The sequence below is a fragment of the Haloferax mediterranei ATCC 33500 genome (assembly GCF_000306765.2).
Lineage (GTDB): Archaea > Halobacteriota > Halobacteria > Halobacteriales > Haloferacaceae > Haloferax > Haloferax mediterranei.
Genome location: NC_017943.1, coordinates 216,168 through 236,464, shown reverse-complemented (window position 1 = coordinate 236,464; position 20,297 = coordinate 216,168). Strand labels below are relative to the sequence as shown.

The 20,297-nt window shown below is 58.8% G+C and carries 20 protein-coding genes; 9 read left to right on the top strand and 11 right to left on the bottom strand.

From position 1 onward, the window contains the following. Positions 1 to 231: 231 nt before the first annotated feature. The 3 genes from HFX_RS16455 (at position 232) to HFX_RS16445 (ending at position 2,006) form a co-directional block, all read left to right on the top strand. Complete coding sequence (locus HFX_RS16455) at positions 232 to 708, top strand: HTH domain-containing protein (protein WP_004056143.1); 477 nt, start codon at positions 232 to 234, stop codon at positions 706 to 708. Between the two features lie 270 nt (positions 709 to 978). After that, positions 979 to 1,725, top strand: coding sequence for a beta-ketoacyl-ACP reductase (locus tag HFX_RS16450; protein ID WP_014732689.1), 747 nt, complete (start codon positions 979 to 981; stop codon positions 1,723 to 1,725). A 5-nt stretch (positions 1,726 to 1,730) separates the two neighbouring features. Next, entirely contained in the window at positions 1,731 to 2,006 is a 276-nt protein-coding gene (locus HFX_RS16445; protein WP_014732688.1) for a helix-turn-helix domain-containing protein, read from the top strand. Between the two features lie 157 nt (positions 2,007 to 2,163). Here the strand turns inward: HFX_RS16445 and HFX_RS16440 are convergent, their stop codons facing one another. After that, a complete protein-coding gene (locus HFX_RS16440) occupies positions 2,164 to 4,509 on the bottom strand; it encodes an amino acid permease (RefSeq protein WP_004056146.1) in 2,346 nt (781 codons plus the stop codon). A gap of 56 nt (positions 4,510 to 4,565) precedes the next feature. Here HFX_RS16440 and HFX_RS16435 point away from each other — a divergent pair, with 56 nt between their 5' ends. Beyond that, the gene (locus HFX_RS16435) at positions 4,566 to 5,153 is read left to right on the top strand and encodes an APC family permease (protein WP_004056147.1); all 588 of its coding nucleotides are present in this window, start codon (positions 4,566 to 4,568) and stop codon (positions 5,151 to 5,153) included. 56 nt (positions 5,154 to 5,209) lie between these two features. On the opposite strand, the gene HFX_RS16430 is transcribed toward HFX_RS16435, so the two are convergent. Further along, positions 5,210 to 6,391: a sensor histidine kinase gene (locus HFX_RS16430; RefSeq protein WP_004056148.1), complete on the bottom strand. Its 1,182-nt coding sequence runs from the start codon at positions 6,389 to 6,391 to the stop codon at positions 5,210 to 5,212. A 180-nt stretch (positions 6,392 to 6,571) separates the two neighbouring features. Here HFX_RS16430 and HFX_RS16425 point away from each other — a divergent pair, with 180 nt between their 5' ends. After that, positions 6,572 to 7,786 (top strand): permease, encoded by a 1,215-nt coding sequence (locus HFX_RS16425; protein WP_004056149.1) that lies wholly within the window; start codon positions 6,572 to 6,574, stop codon positions 7,784 to 7,786. Between the two features lie 41 nt (positions 7,787 to 7,827). On the opposite strand, the gene HFX_RS20155 is transcribed toward HFX_RS16425, so the two are convergent. From HFX_RS20155 to HFX_RS16410, 3 genes are all read right to left on the bottom strand, one after another. Beyond that, positions 7,828 to 8,223 carry a VanZ family protein gene (locus HFX_RS20155; RefSeq protein WP_014732687.1) on the bottom strand — a complete coding sequence of 132 codons (396 nt, stop codon included), beginning with the start codon at positions 8,221 to 8,223 and terminating at the stop codon, positions 7,828 to 7,830. A gap of 116 nt (positions 8,224 to 8,339) precedes the next feature. After that, the gene (locus HFX_RS16415) at positions 8,340 to 8,690 is read right to left on the bottom strand and encodes a VanZ family protein (RefSeq protein WP_004056151.1); all 351 of its coding nucleotides are present in this window, start codon (positions 8,688 to 8,690) and stop codon (positions 8,340 to 8,342) included. Between the two features lie 156 nt (positions 8,691 to 8,846). Next, entirely contained in the window at positions 8,847 to 9,959 is a 1,113-nt protein-coding gene (locus HFX_RS16410) for an NAD(P)-dependent alcohol dehydrogenase (protein ID WP_231512955.1), read from the bottom strand. A 248-nt stretch (positions 9,960 to 10,207) separates the two neighbouring features. Between HFX_RS16410 and HFX_RS16405 the strand changes: the two genes are divergently transcribed. From HFX_RS16405 to HFX_RS16390, 4 genes are all read left to right on the top strand, one after another. After that, positions 10,208 to 10,924, top strand: a complete 717-nt coding sequence (locus tag HFX_RS16405) for an alpha/beta fold hydrolase (protein WP_004056153.1) — start codon at positions 10,208 to 10,210, stop codon at positions 10,922 to 10,924. Positions 10,925 to 11,221: 297 nt separating this feature from the next. Next, complete coding sequence (locus HFX_RS16400; protein WP_014732685.1) at positions 11,222 to 11,560, top strand: ArsR/SmtB family transcription factor; 339 nt, start codon at positions 11,222 to 11,224, stop codon at positions 11,558 to 11,560. Next, positions 11,557 to 12,051 (top strand): SRPBCC domain-containing protein, encoded by a 495-nt coding sequence (locus HFX_RS16395; protein ID WP_004056155.1) that lies wholly within the window; start codon positions 11,557 to 11,559, stop codon positions 12,049 to 12,051. The genes HFX_RS16400 and HFX_RS16395 overlap by 4 nt, the downstream gene beginning before the upstream one ends. Before the next feature lie 305 nt (positions 12,052 to 12,356). Next, positions 12,357 to 12,890, top strand: a complete 534-nt coding sequence (locus HFX_RS16390; protein WP_049917395.1) for an Lrp/AsnC family transcriptional regulator — start codon at positions 12,357 to 12,359, stop codon at positions 12,888 to 12,890. Between the two features lie 9 nt (positions 12,891 to 12,899). On the opposite strand, the gene HFX_RS16385 is transcribed toward HFX_RS16390, so the two are convergent. The 6 genes from HFX_RS16385 to HFX_RS16360 are packed head-to-tail and all read right to left on the bottom strand — an operon-like array spanning position 12,900 to position 20,297. After that, positions 12,900 to 13,232, bottom strand: coding sequence for a cupin domain-containing protein (locus HFX_RS16385; RefSeq protein ID WP_004056157.1), 333 nt, complete (start codon positions 13,230 to 13,232; stop codon positions 12,900 to 12,902). After that, a complete protein-coding gene (locus tag HFX_RS16380) occupies positions 13,229 to 15,061 on the bottom strand; it encodes a hydantoinase B/oxoprolinase family protein (protein ID WP_004056158.1) in 1,833 nt (610 codons plus the stop codon). Before HFX_RS16380 ends, HFX_RS16385 begins: the two co-directional genes overlap by 4 nt. Before the next feature lie 2 nt (positions 15,062 to 15,063). Continuing rightward, the gene (locus HFX_RS16375; RefSeq protein ID WP_004056159.1) at positions 15,064 to 17,112 is read right to left on the bottom strand and encodes a hydantoinase/oxoprolinase family protein; all 2,049 of its coding nucleotides are present in this window, start codon (positions 17,110 to 17,112) and stop codon (positions 15,064 to 15,066) included. Positions 17,113 to 17,137: 25 nt separating this feature from the next. Continuing rightward, entirely contained in the window at positions 17,138 to 18,247 is a 1,110-nt protein-coding gene (locus HFX_RS16370) for an ABC transporter ATP-binding protein (RefSeq protein WP_004056160.1), read from the bottom strand. After that, positions 18,244 to 19,395: an ABC transporter ATP-binding protein gene (locus HFX_RS16365; protein ID WP_004056161.1), complete on the bottom strand. Its 1,152-nt coding sequence runs from the start codon at positions 19,393 to 19,395 to the stop codon at positions 18,244 to 18,246. The genes HFX_RS16370 and HFX_RS16365 overlap by 4 nt, the downstream gene beginning before the upstream one ends. Continuing rightward, a complete protein-coding gene (locus tag HFX_RS16360; RefSeq protein WP_004056162.1) occupies positions 19,395 to 20,297 on the bottom strand; it encodes an ABC transporter permease in 903 nt (300 codons plus the stop codon). Before HFX_RS16360 ends, HFX_RS16365 begins: the two co-directional genes overlap by 1 nt.

The following is a 20,297-nucleotide window of genomic DNA, read 5'->3' as shown; positions in this document are numbered from 1 at the left end:
GAGTACGTCGAGGTCTCGCAAACCGTTCTACAATTTGCTGGATGTGGGAACCTCTGATTTCCCTTAATGTGACCCGAAGTGATTCACACTGTATACAGTGCCAAGTACTAACTATTCACGCAAAAGATATAGTTATGTGATAACTACTTACAGGATATGTGAGCGTGCAAAGAGTTTTTGGGTAGTTCGTTGTACTAGCAATCCCAGTTACGTCGACTGGCAGCACCCGTCATGACCACGAGAACAGATGAACCGAACCACGTGAAGTTATTCCTCCGTGCCGACGCCGAAGTCGGTGTGGAACGCATGAAGGAAGCGGCAGTCGAGAAGCTAACAGAACTCGCTGACGCGGGATACATCGATGACTACGATGTCCGCGTATGGGGACGCGAACTACGGTCCAACGGACCTATCGCGAACACAGAGTATGGGAGTGAGTTGCTCGAGTACATCCACGAGTTCAGAGAGTGGGCGGCGGAGAACGATGTCTCGCTCCAGGCTACATTCGACGAGCGGACCATCGTGTCTTCGATTGCGGACGAGCACTACGACGTGGTTTCTCTCCCGACACTCTGTCTCGCGGTCTACGATGATGATGAGGAGTTAATGGGTGTTTACCCCTGCCATAACGGGGATCGGTCCTGTTCGGTCGTCGAGTACCTCGAAACGCTCGAGAACAGCCCGCGTGCGTATACACCGGGTGCCTAAGTCAGGACGCGTTAGTAGTCTCCTACCTCGCACCCTCGTCCCCATGTTCAGTTTGCTCGGTTATAGTCGTGTTATAGTGACTGTCTAACCATGTTGTTTGGTAACATCCATTGGTGGAGAAATTTCTTTATAGAATGACGACAATCTAACAATTGTAGTGGGTGTACGAATTCCACGCGAGCCATACGTCGAGAGTACCTCGTAACGTTCGATTGTATAACGAGGGCGAAACGACACTCGTGTGCGATATAGTGACAACACTGAGCAAATATGAACGATTTAACATCACGGACGTGCCTGGTAACGGGCGCATCACGGGGAATTGGACGGGGAATCGCAGAGGAGTTTGGAGAAGCAGGTGCGGATGTCGTGGTAAACTACCGAACTTCGGAGGCCGAAGCTTATGACGTCGTTGACGAGATTGAGGCCGCAGGTGGGAGCGCTATTGCGCTTCAAGCCGATGTCTGTGAGTACGACGAGGTCTCGGCGATGCGCGACCGCGTGCACAAAGTATTCGGACCTATTGATGTACTTGTGAACAACGCGGGCGTGACAGTCGACTGCAAGTTCGAGAACATGACTTGCGAGGACTGGGACCGCGTCATGGACGTGAACCTCGGCGGCGTCTTCAACGCGACGAAGGTCTTCTACGACGACCTGAAGGAGGCAGACCGCGGTCGCCTCATCAACATTTCGAGCGTCGTCGGCCAGCAAGGCAACTTCGGACAAGCCAACTACGCGGCCACAAAGAGTGGACTGTTCGGGTTCACGCGCACTATCGCTCTCGAACTGGCGCGACACAGGACGACGGCTAATTGCGTCGCACCTGGTTTCACCCAAACCGACATGTTCGATGACGTGGGCGAGGAGATACAAGATAAGATTTGCCAACGTATCCCTCTCAACCGATTCGCGGAGGTGGATGATATCACGGGTATCGTTCGGTTCCTCGCCAGCGACGAATCGGACTACATGACGGGACAAGTACTCGGCGTCAATGGTGGGATGGAGTGGTGACAATCATGTATAAGGAAGACCCACGACTCACGTCCGTACCACCGTACCAGAGCGAAGAGGCGGAGCTTGACTGGTCCGTCGAACCGCTCCCAGAGACGCTGACATCGTCCCAGACCAAGCTCGTTTACCTCTATCTCTCGCAGCAACGTGTGGGGACCGTAGAGGAACTTCGGGACACGCTCGGGATGAAGACTATCACGCTCTACCCAGTGCTCGAACACCTCATGGACCTTGGTCTCGTCCAGCGTGAGGACGGATACTACGTCTATCAGCCGACCTGAACGGTTCATCGGTGGTGCTTTGCGTCCGTCGTGACGTGAGTTCACCCCGATACTGACGTTCCCTTCTACTCGTAACGCCGAGGGTAGTTCCCTCCTATCATTCGTATCGTGACTCGTCTTCTACAGCGTCGTCGTCGAGTGTTTGGAAACGCGTTTACTACTCTGTCTCGCTGGGTGTTTCGATGATATGACGGAATGCACGATGTCTCCCGAGATGGCGTCGGAGATACCGGTAGATGGGGAAGATGTATTCCTCGATTCGGCCGGAGACGCCTCTCGTACTCGCGTGAATCAGCACTGGAACACCCGAGGACCGGGCGAGGTCGATTGTTCGGTCGGGCGTACTGCCAAACACCCAGCGTCGGAGCCGACGGTCACGGGTCGCTCCGATGAGCAGGAACCCACCGTTTCCGATAGACGTCGAGACGAGTCCCTCGGCAACCGTGTCGGCAGTCAGGTTGTGCACTTGGAGCGATTCGATTCCCGTGAGAGCTGAGACGGTTTCATCGACCGGTTCGGAGGTCCCACCTCGCTTCGGGTTGACGCTAATGACGTGCACCTTGGCCCCTTGCTGCCCCAGTCGATTTACAATTGGCAGCAGCGCGAGGTGGTGAGGACCGCCACCAGCACCGACGTTGATAGTCGAGAAATCGTCGATAGCATCCACGTTGCTCGTGAAGAACACTCCGCACGGAGCGTTGTATTCGACGGTTTCGGTGATTCCCGGGTTCTCCTCCGGATAACCCATTAGAATCTGATCAGCCTGGTCGTCCCGTGCTGTCTGGAGGATGTCGAACGCGATATCTCGGCAGATATGCCCTTCGACGGTGTATTCAACGTCTATGTCGGCTTCGGAAAGGAGCGCTTCTATTCGCTCGGCCCGCTCTTGGGCTGTTTCGCGGACCATCTCGTTCGGCGTCTGGTCCGGGATGTGAGTGACGTTGAGCACCTGAACCAGCGGTTCTGCCTCTTCCCCTCGACTCAGCGTCTCGGCGAGCCGTACGTAGGGGACCGCTCTCTCTGGGCGTGCAAGCGCCACGAGAACTCGGAACCGCTCTCGTTCCCTCTCTTCCGTCTCACCACCCGTTGCGGCCGTCGTGCTGGAACCTGATTGGCCGGAAGCGCCGGTCGAGACAATCTTCTCGACGAGTTCTTCGATATGCGGAGCGCCGCCCCAGACGAGATAGGCGATAACGAGTCCAACAGTGAGTGCAGCGCCGATACCAACCCCAATAGGGGGGAGGTTCAGAATAAGTGCGAGATTGGCTAGTACGCCCACCACGGGGAGGGCAGGAACGAGCGGCATCGAGAAGCCTCGTTCGATGTCCGGGTAGTTCCGCCGGGAGTAAATCAGCGCGATATCTACCACGGCCAGTGGGACGAGGAGATTGAACGTAGCGAATCCCGTGAGGGGGCTCAACCCGAGGAAATGGACGCCGAGTAGTCCGTGCTCCGAAAAGAGGGTGATGAACACGAAGATGAGGAGACAGATTGTCGCCGTTGCTGTCGTCACACTCCAGAATGGTGTCCGATAGTCGCGATGGATGCGGGCGAACCGCCGGGGCGCGTGTCCCTGTCGGCCCATGAGTGACCCGATACCGCTCGCGGCGAGAATCGAGGCGTTCGAGGCGCTTACCATCGAGAAGACGGCACCGGCGACGATGAGTAACTGCCCCCACGGCCCGAGGAAGGATGCCGCGACGCTCCCCATCGCCGTCTCCCCCTCTGCGAGCACTTCGCGGGCGACCGGCGCGTTCACCATCGCGACGATGACGAGCGCGTACAGCACTGTGACGGTAATCATGCTCGCGGCGATGGCTCGGGGAACAGTCTTCCGAGGCTCGATAATCTCACCCGCACTCGCGGCGATAGCCGAGAATCCGAAGAACGTGATGAACGCCAGTGCGGCGACCGAGACGATGCCGACTGGTTCGGCCTCGATGTTCGTGACGAACGTTGTCGTTGCTCCCGCTGGTCCGGCAAACGCAATCGCGCCGCCGATGAAGACGAACAGGACTCCGACCTTCGCGCTCGTGACGATAAGCTGGAAAATCCCCGATTCCTCGGTCCCGCGGGCGTTGAGCAGTCCAAGTGTGAGTGCTGCGAGAATCCCAACGCTTCCGTGTGGAAGGGACTGAAGCGACTCCGGGAGGATAAACCGGAAGAACCACTCGTCCATCGTCGCGAGATAGAACGCTGTCGTCCCGGTGTATCCGAGAAAGAGGGACATTCCAACGCCGTATTTGAGACGGTCCCACTCTTCGAACGTACGCGAGCAAAAGAGGTATCCACCCCCGTTTTCGGAGTAGATAGACGCGAACTCGGAGTAGGCTGCGGCGGTGATTCCAGCAACAAGTGCTGCGAGGACGAACGCGATGACGGCGCTCGAACCGATTCGGAATACAGCCGTCCCGGAAAGCGAGAAAATCCCGGCCGCGATCATCGTCCCCAGCCCAATCGCGAACGCGATTTTGAAATCGAGTGTCCGCGTGTGCTCAACCATATCGTTCTGTTGGTTTGCGTATTTAATAAATAATCAGGCGGTTTAGCGGGTCGTTCATGGCGACGCTTCATCTGACACCCGTCCAACTCGTAGCCCACGAGGAGGTCGCACTCGCCGAGGCCGTCTCTCACATTCCGGTTCTGGGTGCCGCCGGCTTCGTCCTCGTTATTCTCTCGGCGATGAAAAGCACGTCATCGGGTATCAACGCGACGCTGTTCGGTACGGCCCGACTCGTTCACAAGATCGCGACCGAGGGTGCGCTGCCGCGGCTCTTTTCGTTCCGGAACCGAGAGGGAATCCCAGTCTACTCGCTTCTGGTTATGGGTGGGTTAACGGCGGCATTCGCCGCACTGGGCACGCTCAAGCAGATCACCGAGTTCGGTTCTGTGGCATTTCTCGTTTCGTTCGCCGTTACAAACTACACGAACCTCCGGCTTGCAGACGAGACGGGGTCGAACCGCATCGTTCCCGCACTCGGCCTGCTCGGCACGACCGCCGCGATTCCGATTGTCCTCTATCATCTGTATCGAACCGACATCCAAATATTATTCTGGACCATCGGAATCTTCATCCTCGTTTTTCTGTTCGAGTTCCTCTATTTGGAGCGTAGCCCGTTCGAGCCCGGTGTTGAAGGCGAGACGTGAGCTCTCTTTTCGGTCCGGTCGTTGGGGTCGGTGCTTTGAGTTTTCGCCACTCTGACCTACCGAGAGGGGACTAATTCGGATGTACTGCCCGCTGCTTTCGACGGTCTTCTCAACGGCAGTTCGATAACGAACGTGGCACCTTGCGGGGCGTTGTCCTCAATCCACACCTCGCCACCATAGGCACCCACCATTGCATCGACGAAAAACAGCCCAAATCCGCCACTCGTCCGGTCTGTCTCACCGCGGCGGAAGACGGCATCCTTCCTGTCGTCTGGAACGCCTTGGCCCGTATCGGAAATGCGCGTCCTGATTGTTCCCCTCTCTTCGTCCTTCTCAGTGGTCACGGTCACACACAGTTCGTCGGGGTCGTTGTGGATCGCAGCGTTCGAGAGGACGTTGCCGATGACTTCATTCAGCAGTTCATCGCCTTTAACGTGCACTTCGTTGTGAATGTCAGTCTCGAACGTCACTTCGGGATATGCCGACTGGACGCGCGCAACCTCCTCGGTGATGATTGCTGAGAGGCCGACGTTCGTCAACTGATGCTCCGACTCTCTGGTTAACGTTTGTATGACGTTGCGAACGCGCTGGACGATATCTACAACGTCATCGGACCACCGCAGAATCGTTTCAGCGTGTTGGTGGTGGTCGTCTTCGTCGAGGTCCTCAACGAGGAGCTCCGCGTGTCCCCGAATGACGGTCATCCCGTTGAGAACGTCGTGTCGGAGGATGCTATTGAAAAACTCCAGCTGGTCGCTTCGATATTCCAATTCTTCAGCGTGGACAATGGCACGCTCTGCGGCGCGCTCGCGCTGGATTGCGCGCGCTTCTATAATTCCAATCAGAAGACCACCAGCCGCCCCCATTGCGATTGCGAACCGGACCCAGCCGAAAAAGAATGAGAGGTCTATTTCAGCGGGAAACACGAGGATAATGAAGAGATTGATCCCGAGGTAGACGCCCAACCCGCCGAGGAGCCATTTAACGATTCGAGCGTACCGTTCCGGTCCCAGTCCGCTTCGTTCGAGCCAATACCCGCCATAGATAATGCCGAATACGAACGGACTCGTAGTGATGATGTAGCCGAAAAGATCCGTCGAACGAAACCAGTCCAGTCTCATCTCCCCGAGGACAACCCATTCTCCAAAGACAGAGAGTAGAAGTACACCTCCGAACCCGATGATGAGTTGCGGTATCCGATTTACGCGGGAATCGGAGAACTGATGGATATCTACCATCTTTGCCGTAGGAATTTCATTGTTCAGAACATATGTCTTTCTCCCGTCTGAGAGATGTACACCCTCGACAGAGCGGTTGATATCATTCTATTCAGCGTGAAATTCTCTCTGGTTGAAATCAACAACAGTCGTTAACCGCGCTAGCCACGATGCACCAACTAAGGGTGTCTCTGATAGCCGATGAGCGTGGTTGAGACCTTCATTGAGGGGTTGCGTCTCGGTGGCGAGATGTTCTGGGAGACGTGGTGGGCGCTCGTACTCGGATTTACGATTGCGGGGGCGGTCGAAGCGTTCGTCAGCGAGGAGCAAATGACGCAGGTTCTAGGCGGTAGTGGTTGGCGCGAACTGGGGTTGGGGTCGCTGTTCGGTGCCGCATCGTCGAGTTGTTCGTTCGGTGCGGTCGCCACGACGAAGTCCCTGTTCAAGAAGGGCGCATCCCCGGTGGCGAGCCTCGCAGCGTTCCAGTTTGCCAGCACGAACCTCGTAATCGAACTCGGACTCGTGATGTGGATTCTCCTCGGCTGGGAGTTTGTAATCGCCGATTACGTCGCTGGTAGCATCCTTATCGTGTTATTCGCAGCGATTCTCGAATACGCCGTCCCGGACGCTTGGTTTCGCGCCGCTCGCGAGCACTTACAGACACAGGAGGGTGTCCGTGACCCTACCTGTGGAATGGGAATCGACCCCACGGATACGGATGTCGTCACGCTCGAACGAGATGGTGGCACGGAGTACTTCTGTTCCGAAGCGTGCAAACGTCGGTATCAGAACCAAGAGGAACGCACGTGGACGGAGCGACTACTGACCATTGGCGGCTGGAAAGAGGCTTCACGAAACGCGATTGGAGAGTGGCAGATGCTCTGGAAAGACATTGCTGCGGGGTTTCTCGTCGCTGGCCTGATTGGTGCGTTCGTCCCCCGAGCGTGGTGGACGACCCTGTTTGGAATCGGGGCTGAGGGTACTCTCGGATGGGTAGCTGCGAGCGCGGTCATCGGCGTGATTGTCGGCATCATCACGTTCGTCTGTTCCGTCGGGAACGTCCCCTTCGCGGTCATTCTCTGGAACAATGGTATTGCCTTCGGAGGCGTCATGTCGTTCATCTTTGCCGACCTCATCGTGCCGACCATCGACGATGCCTACCGACGATACTACGGCTTGCGACTCGCGGGCGTGCTCTTCGTTTCGATATTCGTCACCGCGGTTATCGTCGGTGTTATTATCCACTTCCTCTGGGGTAGTCTGGGGCTTATTCCGCCGCAGGGTCAGGCCGGAGGGACAGCACCCCGTGGCTACACCACGTGGTTGAACGCCGGGTTTACCGTTGTGTTTGCGATTCAAGCGTACCTCATGTACGGCTCTCGTTCTGGGGAGGTCCCTGCTCACGAACACACGTAGTAAGGGACATCGATTGCCCATCCGACGACCTCCGAAGTTGGTCACGCAGCTGATTTCCGAGTGCGAAGTAGTAGCCAACCGAATGCGCCGATAATCGACCCGACGAGACTTGCCATAACGTCCCCTCGTTCGAATTCTCTCCCCGGAATCACTTCCTGAAGCAGCTCGGTTCCGACTCCATAGGCGGTCGACACGACGACAGCAGTCAGGGCACCACGAAACGGCGGTTCGGTATCGTCGAATGCGGCTACGAGTGCGGCTGCAAACCCGGCGTGACCGAGTAGATGCAGGAGCTTATCGGGCCCGTACGCTCCGAAATCTGGGTTATGTCGGGGCGGCAGTGGAATGAGAGAACCGACGAGCAACAGCAGGGCAGAGGCTGTTACACCGTGCCACCGCTCTTTCCCTCCGCTCGTGCCACTCGTTCTGTCGGACACGAGTCTCAGTACGACCCGACTGTGCTTGAGTCCACGGACGGGAGTGGGTAGCAGGACACCACGTCCAAGACCGCTATATTCGCACTATTCCGAACCGTGGACTAGGTCTCAGGGGGCTATTGCAACGGGCGCTCCCTCACGACGTACCAGCCAAACACAGCGAAGAGCGCACCGAGCAGACTCGCAACGACATCCGCGAATTCGAACTCCCGTCCGGGAACCCAGTTCTGTGCTCGGCCGGTCACGAGGCTATGGGTGGTCGAGATGCACACCGCGAGGACGGCGGCTCCCCGGTCGGTACAGCGGTCCGCGCGGAATGCATCCGCAATCAGCACCGCATAGCCCGCGTGTCCGACGAGATGCATGACTTTGTCCGGGCCGATCCACTTCCACTCGGGGTGGCGCTTGAGCGGTGACGGCAACATCGACAAGACGAAGAGGAAAATCGTACTACCGGCAACTGCCATCCAGCGAGAGTCAGAAAATCGGCTGCGCATAGTGATGCTACGCTCTGTGGCTTTTTGACGTCGCGGGTCGATGGCACTGTTTCTCACCTCCGAAACGGATCCCGAACTGCTTGGTCTTGAGGCGATTCACGAACGTAACGTGTCAATCGGTGTCTCTCAGGGCGAATCGGAAATTCGTAGCACGGGTTTGATTGCACGGCCGTCTGCCAAGTCGTCGACGGCCCGATTGATATCCGCCAATTCGTAGAAGGAGAGCAGTTCGTCGAAGGGGAACCGTCCCTGTTCGTAGAGTTCGATAAGCCGCGGGATGAAGACGCTCGGAATCGAGTCTCCCTGGGAGATTCCACGGACTGTCCGTCCCCGGAGGACGCTATTCATGTCAAGACTCGGTTCCGGTTCTGGTGGGGCACCACCGAGAAGCCCACAGGTCCCTGGAATTCGTGTTGCATCGACCGCTTGCCGCACTACCCGTGGAATCGACGTGGTGTCTAACGAATAGTCGACACCACCATCGGTGAGAGCGCGGATTGTCTCCGCGAGGCTCGTCTCCTCGTCGGCGTTAAGAACGTGCGTCGCACCGAGGTCCGCTGCCGTTTCGAGGCGCTCCGCTAGCAGGTCGACAGCGATGATCGTCGTGCACCCCTTTATTACTGCACCCAGTACTGCGCTCAGCCCAACGGCTCCGACGCCGAACACGGCAATCGACGTACCGGGGTCGGGATCAAGCGAGTTGATGACTGCGCCGCTTCCGGTCTGGATACCACAGCCCAGTGGTCCAAGAATCTCCAACGGGACGGTATCCGGAACCGTGACTACTTGGCGCTCGCTCGCAATCGAGTGCGTCGCGAACGAGGACTGGCCGAAAAAGAGACTGACCTCTTTGCCATCTCTGTGCAGCGGCGAGGACTGATCGGTTCCACGTACACCGTCGAAATTGTACGCAGAGAACCGTGAACAGTACGCAACGGCACCTTCCGTACAGTTTCGACAGGTTCCATCGTGATCGAAGCTCACTACTACGTGGTCGCCGGGCTCAACGGTCGTCACGTTTTCGCCGACTGCTTCGACGACACCCGCCCCTTCGTGCCCGAGTACCGCTGGCAGCGCCATCTGGAAATGCTGCTCACGGACGGCGATGTCAGCCGGACAGACGCCGGTCGCAACGATTCGTACCAGCACTTCGTCCGACCGCGGTTCGTCGAGGGAAAGTTCCTCGATGTGGAACCTTCCGGACTCCTCTGCTACGACGGCGGCTCGGACGTCAATCATAACGTACAGTGACAATCACTGCTTCAGAATAGTCGTTTCTGATTTATTTTCACTTTCACTGCACTTGGCACACCTACTTCAAGTCAGCTGCTCAACTGGGAGGGGATGACAATGTCCAAAGATGGTCGGTTCGTCGGCATAGCGGCGACCAATCACGACCCAAACCTGAATTCAACACCGGACATAGGGATCGAACACGAGACCCGTTCTGATCTGGTCCAAGACTCGGAGATACCGAGGGAAAGACTGTGGTAACGTTCGTTCTGGTTCCCGGTGCGTGGCTGGGCGGTTGGTGCTGGAAACATCTCACGCCGTTGCTCACTGACGAGGGCCACGAGGTGTACACCCCGACGCTAACAGGCCTCGGAGAGCGAACACATCTCGCTCGCCCGGGTATCGATCTCCAGACGCACATTCGCGACATCGTAAACGTCCTCGAATACGAGGACCTCGAGGATGTCGTTCTGGTCGGCCACAGCTACGCTGGACTGGTGGTTCTGGGTGTGGCGGAGGAGGTCCCCGAGCGACTCGCACACGTCGTCTATCTCGACGCGCTGGTCCCGATGGACGACGAGCCCGTGGCGGCAGCCGACTTCTATCCACCGGAGGAGTTGGCAGCGATGGAAGCGGCCGCGGCGGACAACGACGGCGGCTGGCCGATGCCGGACGACCACCCGGGGTGGGTCGGCATCTCGGACGAGGACGCACAGTGGATGCGGGAAAAGGCAGTCCCACATCCGTTGCACACGTTCGAACAGGCAGTGGCTGCCGAGAACCCGGACACAGCGACCGTCCCGCACACGTACATCCTCTGTCTACGTAACGGGATAGACGATGGGGTTTTGGAGGCGATTCGGCAACTCTGTGACCAGCGAGCGTGGGACCGATACGAACTGGAAACCGGTCACTGGCCCATGGTGTCTGTGCCTGACGAACTCTCCACACAACTACTCGAACTTCTATGAGATAGTTGTCGGCCCGCGCGTCCGACAAATAATCCCCCACGTAGACGGGATATTCGGTGCAACGTTCTCGACCAATTTGATTCCGGCGTGGGATTGCGGGTCGGACTCGGGACGCCTTGCGATCGCAACTCGTACAAGTGAGATTCTTCGATGTCGTAGCTACAGAACCGGAAACGGGAATCTGCGCACCTACTGTGAGGTGACCGTAGTGTGCAGCCGATATTGTGTTTTAATCGTGTTGGAATACCTGATACTATACCGAATGGTTAAATGTTGGTGTATTGTACATTAAACTGGATGGTTGAACGTCTACCGGACGACCTGGACCTGGATGCGATCTTTCAGGCGCTGGCCCACCCGATTCGACGGGATATCCTCGAACAGCTTGCAGACGGTCCCAAGAGCGTTGGCGAGTTAGCGGAGCCACACGACGTCTCTCTGGCAGCGGTGTCGAAGCATCTGCACGTACTGGAAGATGCGGGGCTGCTCGATGTCGAGGAGGACGGTCGCGTTCGCCGGTGCCACCTAGATGCCGCACCGCTGGGCGCGGCCTTTGGGTGGCTCACCCGGTATCGGGTCTTCTGGGAGGACCGGCTCGACGCACTAGCCGACCATCTAGAGGACGAAGACCAATGACCGACGATAACATCGACAGCGGCCGGAGTATCGACACGACGACCGAGGAACGGAACGTGACTGTGACCCGCGTCATCGACGCCTCACCCGAGCGGCTCTACGAGGCATTCACCGACCCCGACGAGATGGCAGCGTGGTTCCCTCCAACCGGCTTTAGCGCCGATGTTCATCGGTTCGAACCGGAGGTTGGCGGAGAGTTCCGCCTCACGTTCACGGCTGACGCCGACGATATTGAGCCCAATTCCCACACGTTCGGCGGCACGTTCCTGGAGTTGGAGCCGAGCGAACGGATAGTCTACACTGACCAGTTCGAGTCTGACGACCCGGGCATGGCTGGCGAGATGACCGTCACCGTCACGTTCGAGGCGGCTCCCGACGGGACCGAGGTTACTGTCCACCAAGAGAGCATCCCCGAGGCAATCCCCGTCGACGACGCCAGAGCGGGCTTGACCGACTCTCTCGGGAACCTCGCTAACCTCGTGGAGAACTAACGCGATAAATCGGCTGCAAGTGGGGTGCTTCACCGCGCCGAAGCAACGATTATCAAGGAATTTGTCACAGCCTCGGACCCAGAAATAAGCGGAGTATAATGAGTCAGGGCACAGAACGATATTTCCTAGTAAGCTGTAACGGGAATATATGAGTTAGGAACGCAGGCGGTTTCTGTTTGCTCTACTCAGAACGGGGAAGTACGGTCTGCCTGTCTGATTTTTTCTGCGTATGGTTGAACCAATCGGCACCGATTGTTACAATTCGACCGTCAAAATAAGATGGAAGGATGGCGAAGGAACTCGTAATGGCTGAAAATCAGGCCCAACCGTCGACTGAATGGTTAGAAAACGAGAAGGTAAAGCGGATTCTACGAGAGTATCTCGACGAGACCGACTACCGAATTTACAAAGAACTGAACCGTGACGGTCGAATCTCTGACACTGAGTTGGGCGACCGCGTCGGTCTCTCGCGAACCGCAGCCCGTCGTCGTCGGAAAAAGTTACAGAACGAGGGCCTCGTCGACGTGCTCGGGGTGCTCGTCCTTCAGGAGGCTAACCTCGCGTACGCCGATGCATTTGTCACGCTCAACTCGGACCTCAGCCAGGACGACTTCGACGAGTTCATCGCGGAGGTTGCGGGCGAGGAACTCATCTACGAAATTGACGAGTATATGGGCGAATACGACCTGTTGCTCCGTGTTTGGCACGCATCGCTTTCCGATATCAAGAGCTACCTCAGAAACAAGTTACAGGCCTACGACGTGGTCGAATCGTACGACACTGTTCCCGTGACAAAGACCCACAAAGCGTGGCACAAAGTCCTCTCGAACGGGCAGTAACTCGTTCGGTTAGAGGCCACCGAGAACAGTGTACACCAACCGTACCGGTTCGTCGGTTTCGTTGACGCTGTAGTGTTCGACCCCGGACGGAATCACCGAAAGCGACCCTTCGGAGACGGTGTACTGCCCATCTGGCGTTACCAGTTCGACCGAACCGTCGAGGATGACAGATATCTCGTCTCCTTCGTGCGATGTCCAGCCTGCTGCTGGGACTCGCTCTCCGGGCTGAATAACGTAGGACCCAGTCTGTGATTCCGGGTCGTCGGTCTCGAAGAGGGTGAGTGGCGACTCGGTGCTGTCTTGCCAGACGTCTTCTAAGTCGGTGAGTTCGATATCGCTCATTGGTTGGTTTCCCGCTGTTTGCTCGTGCTCAGTTTGTTCTCGTTCTGTTCATTCGCTCTCAGTTCGTTCGTCCCGCGCTCGTCCACCCTCAGTTCACTCGTTTCACGCTCGTCGACCGTTCCATCTTCGCTCAATGCAACCCCGTAGACCGACCGCGCCGTCTCCCGAGTGATGTAGTCGTCGAGGTAATCTTCGCGCACCCGCTCTGGGTCACGAGCCATTGGGTCGCCCCATCCGCCGCCTGCACTAGTGACGAGTCGAGCGATATCGCCATCGTGTAGCGGATAGTTCGTGAGATTGCTGTGACGTTCGAGGGTTCCGTCGGTCCGCTCGATTTCGATATAGTTCCCGTCACCTTTCTTGCCGCCGTTGACACCCCACGGCGGGAACTTCGACCGGCCGAACCCGGCCGTGATGAACCCACCGGAGTCGTTGTAGATGCGGTAGCCCTGTACGAGACCGGTTCCTCCTCGGAACTGACCGTGTCCCGCTTCCTGTGGCGTGTCGAGGCGGAATTCGTCGAAGAGAATCGGGAATCGAGTCTCCATCACTTCGACCGGCATCTCCAGTGTGTCACCGTCTCCGGAGCACACGAGTACGTCGGCCCCATCTCGTCCGGGACTCGCGCCCCATCCTCCCGGTTGGGGTTCGACGACGAGGAAGTCCTCGTCGGTGCGCTCGTCGTGGCCGCCGACGATGGTCGCACAGACGCTGAGGAAATGCCCCGCTGAAAGCCGGTCCGGGAGGTGCGGTGCGAGCGCCTTCCACGGGAGGTCCGCCGCCATCGCGGACCCCTCCCAGTCGGTTCCAATCGGCGCGGGCTTCGATGCATTGAGGACGGTCCCCTCTGGAATCGTGATTTCGAGCGGGCGGAAGAATCCCTCGTTCGTTTCTGCGTCGGGGAGCGTAATCGCCTGGAAGAAAGCGCGAATATCGGAGACCGACGCGGCGTACGGCGAATTGATTGGCCCGGCCGTCTCGGAATCGGTGCCGGTGTAGTCGAGTTCGACCGTCTCGTCGTCGATTGTGACGGTGACCTCGACGTGCACTGGTTCGTTCGTAATCCCGTCGTCGTCGAGGTTGTCCGTCGCGGTGTACGTTCCGTTCGGGAGGGTTCGAATCTCCTCTCGAACGAGGCGCTCTCCCGCATCGAAGTACTCCGAAATCGCCGCTTTGACTTTCGAGACGCCGTAGCGCTCGAATACTTCGACGGCACGCTCTGCGCCGACTTGCATCGAGGACCGCTGTGCTTCCATATCGCCGTGGGTCACGTCCGGTAACCGTGTGTTTGCCATCACGATGTCACGAACCGCCTCGTTGCACTCGCCACCTTCGTAGAGTTTCACCATCGGGTACTGGATACCTTCTTGGAAGATGCTGGTCGCATCTGTCGTCCACGACCCCGGGTCCTTCCCGCCGACGTCGGTCCAGTGGGCTTTCGATGCGGTGAATCCGACGAGTTCTCCGTCCACGAAAATCGGGGCGACCATCGCAACGTCGTTGAGATGCGTTCCGCCGTGGTAGTCGTTGAGGAGGACGACGTCGCCGGGTGCAAATCCGTCGGTTCCGAACTTCTCGATGGTGTCCTGTACACAGAATTTCAGCGTTCCGAGGAATCCGGGGACGCCGTTTGCCTGTGCTACGACGTTCGCATCGGCGTCGGTGATGCCGCAGGCGTAGTCGAGTGTCTCGTAAATCACGCTTGACTTCGCGGTCCGACCGAGATTGATGAACATCTCCTCGGCGGCGCTCTGAATCGCGTTCGTGATTACTTCCCGCGTGAACGGGTCGACTGTGACCGTGGATTCCGTCTGCGAGTGTGCTGACATGGTTATGTGATGTGGAGTGTGCCGAATTCGTCTACGTCGAACGACTGGTCTGGGTGGACGAGTGTGGTACAGGCCGGTTCCTCGATGACGGCGGGACCGTCAAACGAGGTCATCGCGGGAAGCGCTTCGCGCTCGTACACGCGAGTCTCGCGAACACCCTCTGTTCCGAAATCGACGTCGCGCGTTCCTTTGATGGTGTCTTCCGGGTTCCCGCCCCGAGTAATCCGTCCAATCTCGGGTTTCGGCATCGGTGCCGACGCCGTGACCCGGAGCGTGACGACCTCGACTGCATCGTCGAGGCTGAAGTTGTACGACTGTTCGTGCAGGTCGTGGAAGCGGTCGATTGTCGACGTGATTGCCTCCGGACCGATGTCCCCAGATGGAATTTGGGTGTTGACGGTGTGTTCCTGCCCGGTGTACCGGAGGTCGACGCTTCGCGTTATCTCGATGTCCTCCTCAGATACGGACTGCTCCGGCGCGTAGGCATCGTACGCTTCTGCCTCCAATTCGGCGAACGCCTCGGCGACCGTCCCGGCGGTTTCGCCGTCGAACGGCATCACACGAGTTCGCGCGAAGTCTTTCCGGAGGTCCGTCATGAGCATTCCCCACGCCGAGAACTGGCCGGGGGCGCGGGGAATAATCGTCTCGCGGACGCCGAGTTCTCGGCCGAGTGTCGCTGCGTGAAGCGGGCCAGCACCGCCGCTCGCAACCATCACGAAATCGCGAGGGTCGTGGCCGCGGCGGATGCTGACCTGTTTGAGCGCGTTCGACATGCTCGAATTCACGACGCGGAGTATCCCGTGGGCCGCCTCACGGACACTCGTCCCGAACTCGTCGGCCAGCGGTTCGAGCGCGTCGCGTGCGGCATCGACATCGAGGTCCATCTCCCCTCCAAGGAAGTACTCCGGATTTAGTCGACCCGTGAGGAGATTGGCATCGGTGACTGTCGGTTCGGTCCCGCCCCGTCCGTAACACGCCGGGCCGGGGTCGGCACCGGCGCTTTTCGGACCGATGTTGATAGAGCCGCCTTGGTCGACCCACGCGATTGAACCGCCACCAGCGCCGATTTCGACGATATCCACAACGGGTATCTTCAGGGGATACCCCTCGTCGCGGGGTGACGATTCGAGCCAGTATTCCGTGTCGATGGTGAGTTCGCCGTCCTGCACGAGCGACGTTTTCGCCGTCGTTCCGCCCATGTCGAAACTGATGACATCCGACTCGCCGATTCGCTCGCCGACGCGGGCGGCACCGTAGACGCCGCCGACGGGACCGCTTTCGACCATCTCGACCGGACTTCGACGCGCCTGCGAAAAGCTCGCGGTTCCCGCGTTCGACTTCATCGCGTAGGCGTTCCCCCGAAACGACGCATCTTCAAGTCGTCCTTCGAGGTTGTCGAGGTAGTCGTCGACGACGGGTCGCACGTACGAGTTTAGGACGGCCGTGTTGGTCCGTTCGTACTCGCGGTACTCCTTGGTGAGTTCGTGCGAGAGCGTGACGTAGGCGTCGGGGAACTCCGCTTCGATGAGTTCCCGAGTTCGCCGCTCGTGGGATGGGTTCTCGTAACTGTTGATGTAGCTGACCGCGATTGTATCGAGTCCCTGCTCGCGGATTTCACGCGCGGCGTCTCGGACGGCCGCTTCGTCGAGTGGAGTCAGCGTCTCGCCAGCCTGGTCGATACGCTCCGGAATCTCCCAGCGGTTTCGGCGCGGGACGAACGGTTCGGGTTTCTGATACCGGAAGTTGAACATGTCCGGTCGGTTCGCTCGCGTGATGTCGAGCACGTCCCGGAAGCCCGCTGTCGTGATGAGCGCCGTCTCCGTGCCGGTTCGTTCGGTAATCGTGTTGATGACGACCGTCGTTCCGTGGACGAACTGGTCGGCAGTCGTCTGGTCGACGACACTCTTTTCGAGTGCGTCGAGGACGCCGTCTGCGAAATTCGACGGCGTCGTCGATGTCTTTTCCAGTGCTAACTCCCCGTCGTTCACCGCGACGAGGTCGGTGAATGTGCCGCCGATATCGACGGCGACTCGTGTTTCGTGTGTTGTCATGGTGTGATAGTGTGGTGTCTGTACTCTATTCTCCGTCCACCGACCGGTCGGCTAACGAGACGCCCTCCGGTAACTGGTCGAGTACGTCCGCTCGCTTCTCGCCCGGACTGTGGAGACACCGGGTCTGGTGGCCGTCTTCGACTTCGACTAACACCGGTTCGACCGCATCGCACGCCTCGAACGACCGGTGGCAACGCGGGTTGAACGGGCACCCGCTCGGCGGGTTCATCGGGTCCGGCGTCTCGCCCTCGATATCCACTTGCGTGGGCTTCATCGCGCGCTCGGCCGCTTCGACGACTGGAATCGCAGAAAGCAACTGCTCGGTGTAGGGGTTCACCGGATTTTCGAAGAGGCGGTCGCTGTCGGCGACTTCCATGAAATTGCCGAGGTACATCACGCCGATTCTGTCGGCGATGTTCTTGACGAGGCTCAGGTCGTGGCTGATAATCAGGTACGTCAGTCCCAGTTCGTCCTGTAACTCGTCGAGAAGCGAGATGACCTTGGCCTGCACGCTCACGTCGAGTGCGCTCGTCGGTTCGTCGAGGACGACGAACTTCGGTTCGACCGCGAGCGCGCGGGCGATTGCAACCCGCTGTTTCTGCCCGCCGGACAGTTCGTTCGGGTACCGATTCCGGAATTCGACCGGCAGGTCGACCCGCCGCAGGAGTTCGGCGACGCGGTCGTCACGCTCGGCTTTCGTCCCGATACTGTGGACGACTAATGGCTCTTTGACAATCGCCCCGATGCGTCGACGGGGATTCAGCGACGAAGACGGGTCCTGATAGACGACCTGAATATCGCGCCGGAGTTTGCGAAGCGACTTCCCGCTGAGCGCCGTGATATCTCGCCCGTCGAAGGAAATCGTCCCGCCCGTGCTCTCGTAGAGCCGGGCGACGGTTTTTCCGAGCGTGGTCTTGCCACAGCCGGATTCGCCGACGATGGCGAACGTCTCGCCGGGGTAGATGTCGAAGGAAACGCCGTCGACGGCTTTGACCGAGGATGCGGACCGTCGGAGCAGTCCCGAACTGACGGGGTAGTATTTCTTGAGATTCTGAATCGAGACGAGCGGACTCCGGGTCGACTCGCTAGCGTGGTTCGTTACTCTGTCCGCACCCGTCTGTGATTCTTGGCTCATTGGTCACCTCCTGTTTCGCGCGTGCCAGTTCCACTACTCGCACTACCGACTCCAGCCTTGGCTGACGGCGGCCGTTCTTCGGACCAGTAGGTCGCGTCGCTTGTCGCCACCGCCATGGCGTCGTCCATGGACATCCCATCCTCGTAGAGGTGACAGCCGACGCTCCGCGACTCGCCGACTGCGTGGGCTTCGACGGGTTCGGAATCGCATGTTCCCGCTATCGCGGCCGGACAGCGCGGGTGGAACCGACACCCTCGCGGTGGGTTCGTATAGTCCGGAATCTGGCCGTCGATGCCGTCTCCTTCGAAGCCGGTGAGCTTCGGAATACTGTCCAGCAGTCCTCGCGTGTACGGATGCAGCGGGGCATCGAAGATTTCGTCGGTCGACCCGACCTCGACGATTTCGCCCGCGTACATGATGCAGATTTTGTCCGCAATCTCGCGTGCGACGCCGAGGTTGTGCGTGATGTACAGCATCGACAGATTCCGGTCTGTCACGTGCTCGCGGAGCAAGTCCAGAATCTGGTTCTGGACGGTCACGTCGAGCGCGGTCGTTGGCTCGTCGGCGAGCAGGAACGTCGGTTCGTTGATGAGCGCCATCGCGATGATGACGCGCTGGCGCATCCCGCCGGAGAGTTGGACGGGATATTTGTCCAGCGCCCCTTCCGGGTCGGGAAGGTGCATCCGTTCGAGGAGTTCTATCGACCGCTCTCGTATCGACTCGCGCTCCTCGCGGCGGCCGAGAAGGTTCTTCAGCACGTCGAACCAGCTCACGTCGGCGTTGCCGCTGTAGGTGGCGACGTCGGCCATCATCGACCCGACGGTGTAGACCGGCGAAAGATACGTCATCGGGTCCTGGAATATCATGCTCATCTCCTCGCCTTTGACTCGGTCGTGCTCGGCGCGATTTGCGAGGAGGTCGGTGCCGCGGTACCGAATGTTCCCACTTGTTATCTTGCCGGGGGGCCGCGGGAGCGTTCCCATGATAGACTTCGCCGTCACGCTTTTTCCACACCCAGTCTCGCCGACGAGGGCGACCGTCTCTCCCTCCTCGATGGTGAGGTCGACATCGTTGAGGACGCGGTGGGTTCCCTCGTAGCTCTCGAACTCGACCGAGAGGTCGGAGACTTCGAGCAGCGGGTTCGTCATCACTGCACCTCCACGTCGAACATGTCTCGAAGCCCGTCACCGAGGAAGTTGAACCCGAGAACCGTCAGGAAAATCGCCAGTCCTGGGAACGTCGAGAACCACCACTGCGCAGGTAGGTAGTTTCGTCCCTGACTGACCATCGTCCCCCACTCGGGCGTGGGTGGTTGCGCGCCGAGACCGAGGAATCCCAGTGCCGACGCGACGAGGATGGCGTATCCCATGTCGAGGCTAATCTTGACCGTAATCGGTGCCAGCACGTTCGGGAGAATCTCGCGGAAGATGGTTCGCGGCGTCGACGCGCCGATACCGCGACTCGCCTCGACGAACGTCTCTTTTTTCACCGATAGGACTTCACCATAGGTGAGGCGGGCATACCAGGGCCACCACACGGCAGCGATGGCGAGCATCGAGTTCGTCAAACTCGGCTCTAACGCGACGCTCACCCCGAGTGCGAGCACCAACGGTGGGACCGAGAGGAACACGTCCGTCACGCGCATCAGGAACATCCCGACGGCCCCGCCCACGTAGCCTCCAACGAGTCCCACGGTGACGCCAATCGAAACCGCTACTGCGAGGACGACGAGACCGATTTGCAAGGACAGTCGCGTCCCGAAGAGCACGCGACTGAAGATGTCACGGCCCGCCTGGTCGGTCCCGAACGGATGGGAGAGACTCGGCGACTCGAATCGCTGGTCGAAGTGTACCGCGGCCTCACCCTGATAGGCGGCGTCGTTCGGGTACGGCGCGACCCACGGGGCGAGGATGGCGAGGAAGATGAGTCCGAGGATAATCCCCAATCCCACGAGCGACATCGGATTCTGCCGGAACCGGTAGCGCAACCGGCCGAAGTCTTCGAATCGGTTCGACAATCGTTCTCCGAGTCCGGTTTCTGTCTCTGTCAT

What these genes read in the sequence shown, in the direction of transcription:
- HFX_RS16455 (WP_004056143.1), top strand. Translation starts at nt 232, where the DNA reads ATGACCACGAGAACAGATGAACCGAACCACGTGAAGTTATTCCTCCGT.
- HFX_RS16450 (WP_014732689.1), top strand. Translation starts at nt 979, where the DNA reads ATGAACGATTTAACATCACGGACGTGCCTGGTAACGGGCGCATCACGG.
- HFX_RS16445 (WP_014732688.1), top strand. Translation starts at nt 1,731, where the DNA reads ATGTATAAGGAAGACCCACGACTCACGTCCGTACCACCGTACCAGAGC.
- HFX_RS16440 (WP_004056146.1), bottom strand. Translation starts at nt 4,509, where the DNA reads ATGGTTGAGCACACGCGGACACTCGATTTCAAAATCGCGTTCGCGATT.
- HFX_RS16435 (WP_004056147.1), top strand. Translation starts at nt 4,566, where the DNA reads ATGGCGACGCTTCATCTGACACCCGTCCAACTCGTAGCCCACGAGGAG.
- HFX_RS16430 (WP_004056148.1), bottom strand. Translation starts at nt 6,391, where the DNA reads ATGGTAGATATCCATCAGTTCTCCGATTCCCGCGTAAATCGGATACCG.
- HFX_RS16425 (WP_004056149.1), top strand. Translation starts at nt 6,572, where the DNA reads ATGAGCGTGGTTGAGACCTTCATTGAGGGGTTGCGTCTCGGTGGCGAG.
- HFX_RS16415 (WP_004056151.1), bottom strand. Translation starts at nt 8,690, where the DNA reads ATGGCAGTTGCCGGTAGTACGATTTTCCTCTTCGTCTTGTCGATGTTG.
- HFX_RS16410 (WP_231512955.1), bottom strand. Translation starts at nt 9,959, where the DNA reads ATGATTGACGTCCGAGCCGCCGTCGTAGCAGAGGAGTCCGGAAGGTTC.
- HFX_RS16400 (WP_014732685.1), top strand. Translation starts at nt 11,222, where the DNA reads ATGGTTGAACGTCTACCGGACGACCTGGACCTGGATGCGATCTTTCAG.
- HFX_RS16395 (WP_004056155.1), top strand. Translation starts at nt 11,557, where the DNA reads ATGACCGACGATAACATCGACAGCGGCCGGAGTATCGACACGACGACC.
- HFX_RS16390 (WP_049917395.1), top strand. Translation starts at nt 12,357, where the DNA reads ATGGCTGAAAATCAGGCCCAACCGTCGACTGAATGGTTAGAAAACGAG.
- HFX_RS16385 (WP_004056157.1), bottom strand. Translation starts at nt 13,232, where the DNA reads ATGAGCGATATCGAACTCACCGACTTAGAAGACGTCTGGCAAGACAGC.
- HFX_RS16380 (WP_004056158.1), bottom strand. Translation starts at nt 15,061, where the DNA reads ATGTCAGCACACTCGCAGACGGAATCCACGGTCACAGTCGACCCGTTC.
- HFX_RS16375 (WP_004056159.1), bottom strand. Translation starts at nt 17,112, where the DNA reads ATGACAACACACGAAACACGAGTCGCCGTCGATATCGGCGGCACATTC.
- HFX_RS16370 (WP_004056160.1), bottom strand. Translation starts at nt 18,247, where the DNA reads ATGAGCCAAGAATCACAGACGGGTGCGGACAGAGTAACGAACCACGCT.
- HFX_RS16365 (WP_004056161.1), bottom strand. Translation starts at nt 19,395, where the DNA reads ATGACGAACCCGCTGCTCGAAGTCTCCGACCTCTCGGTCGAGTTCGAG.
- HFX_RS16360 (WP_004056162.1), bottom strand. Translation starts at nt 20,297, where the DNA reads ATGACAGAGACAGAAACCGGACTCGGAGAACGATTGTCGAACCGATTC.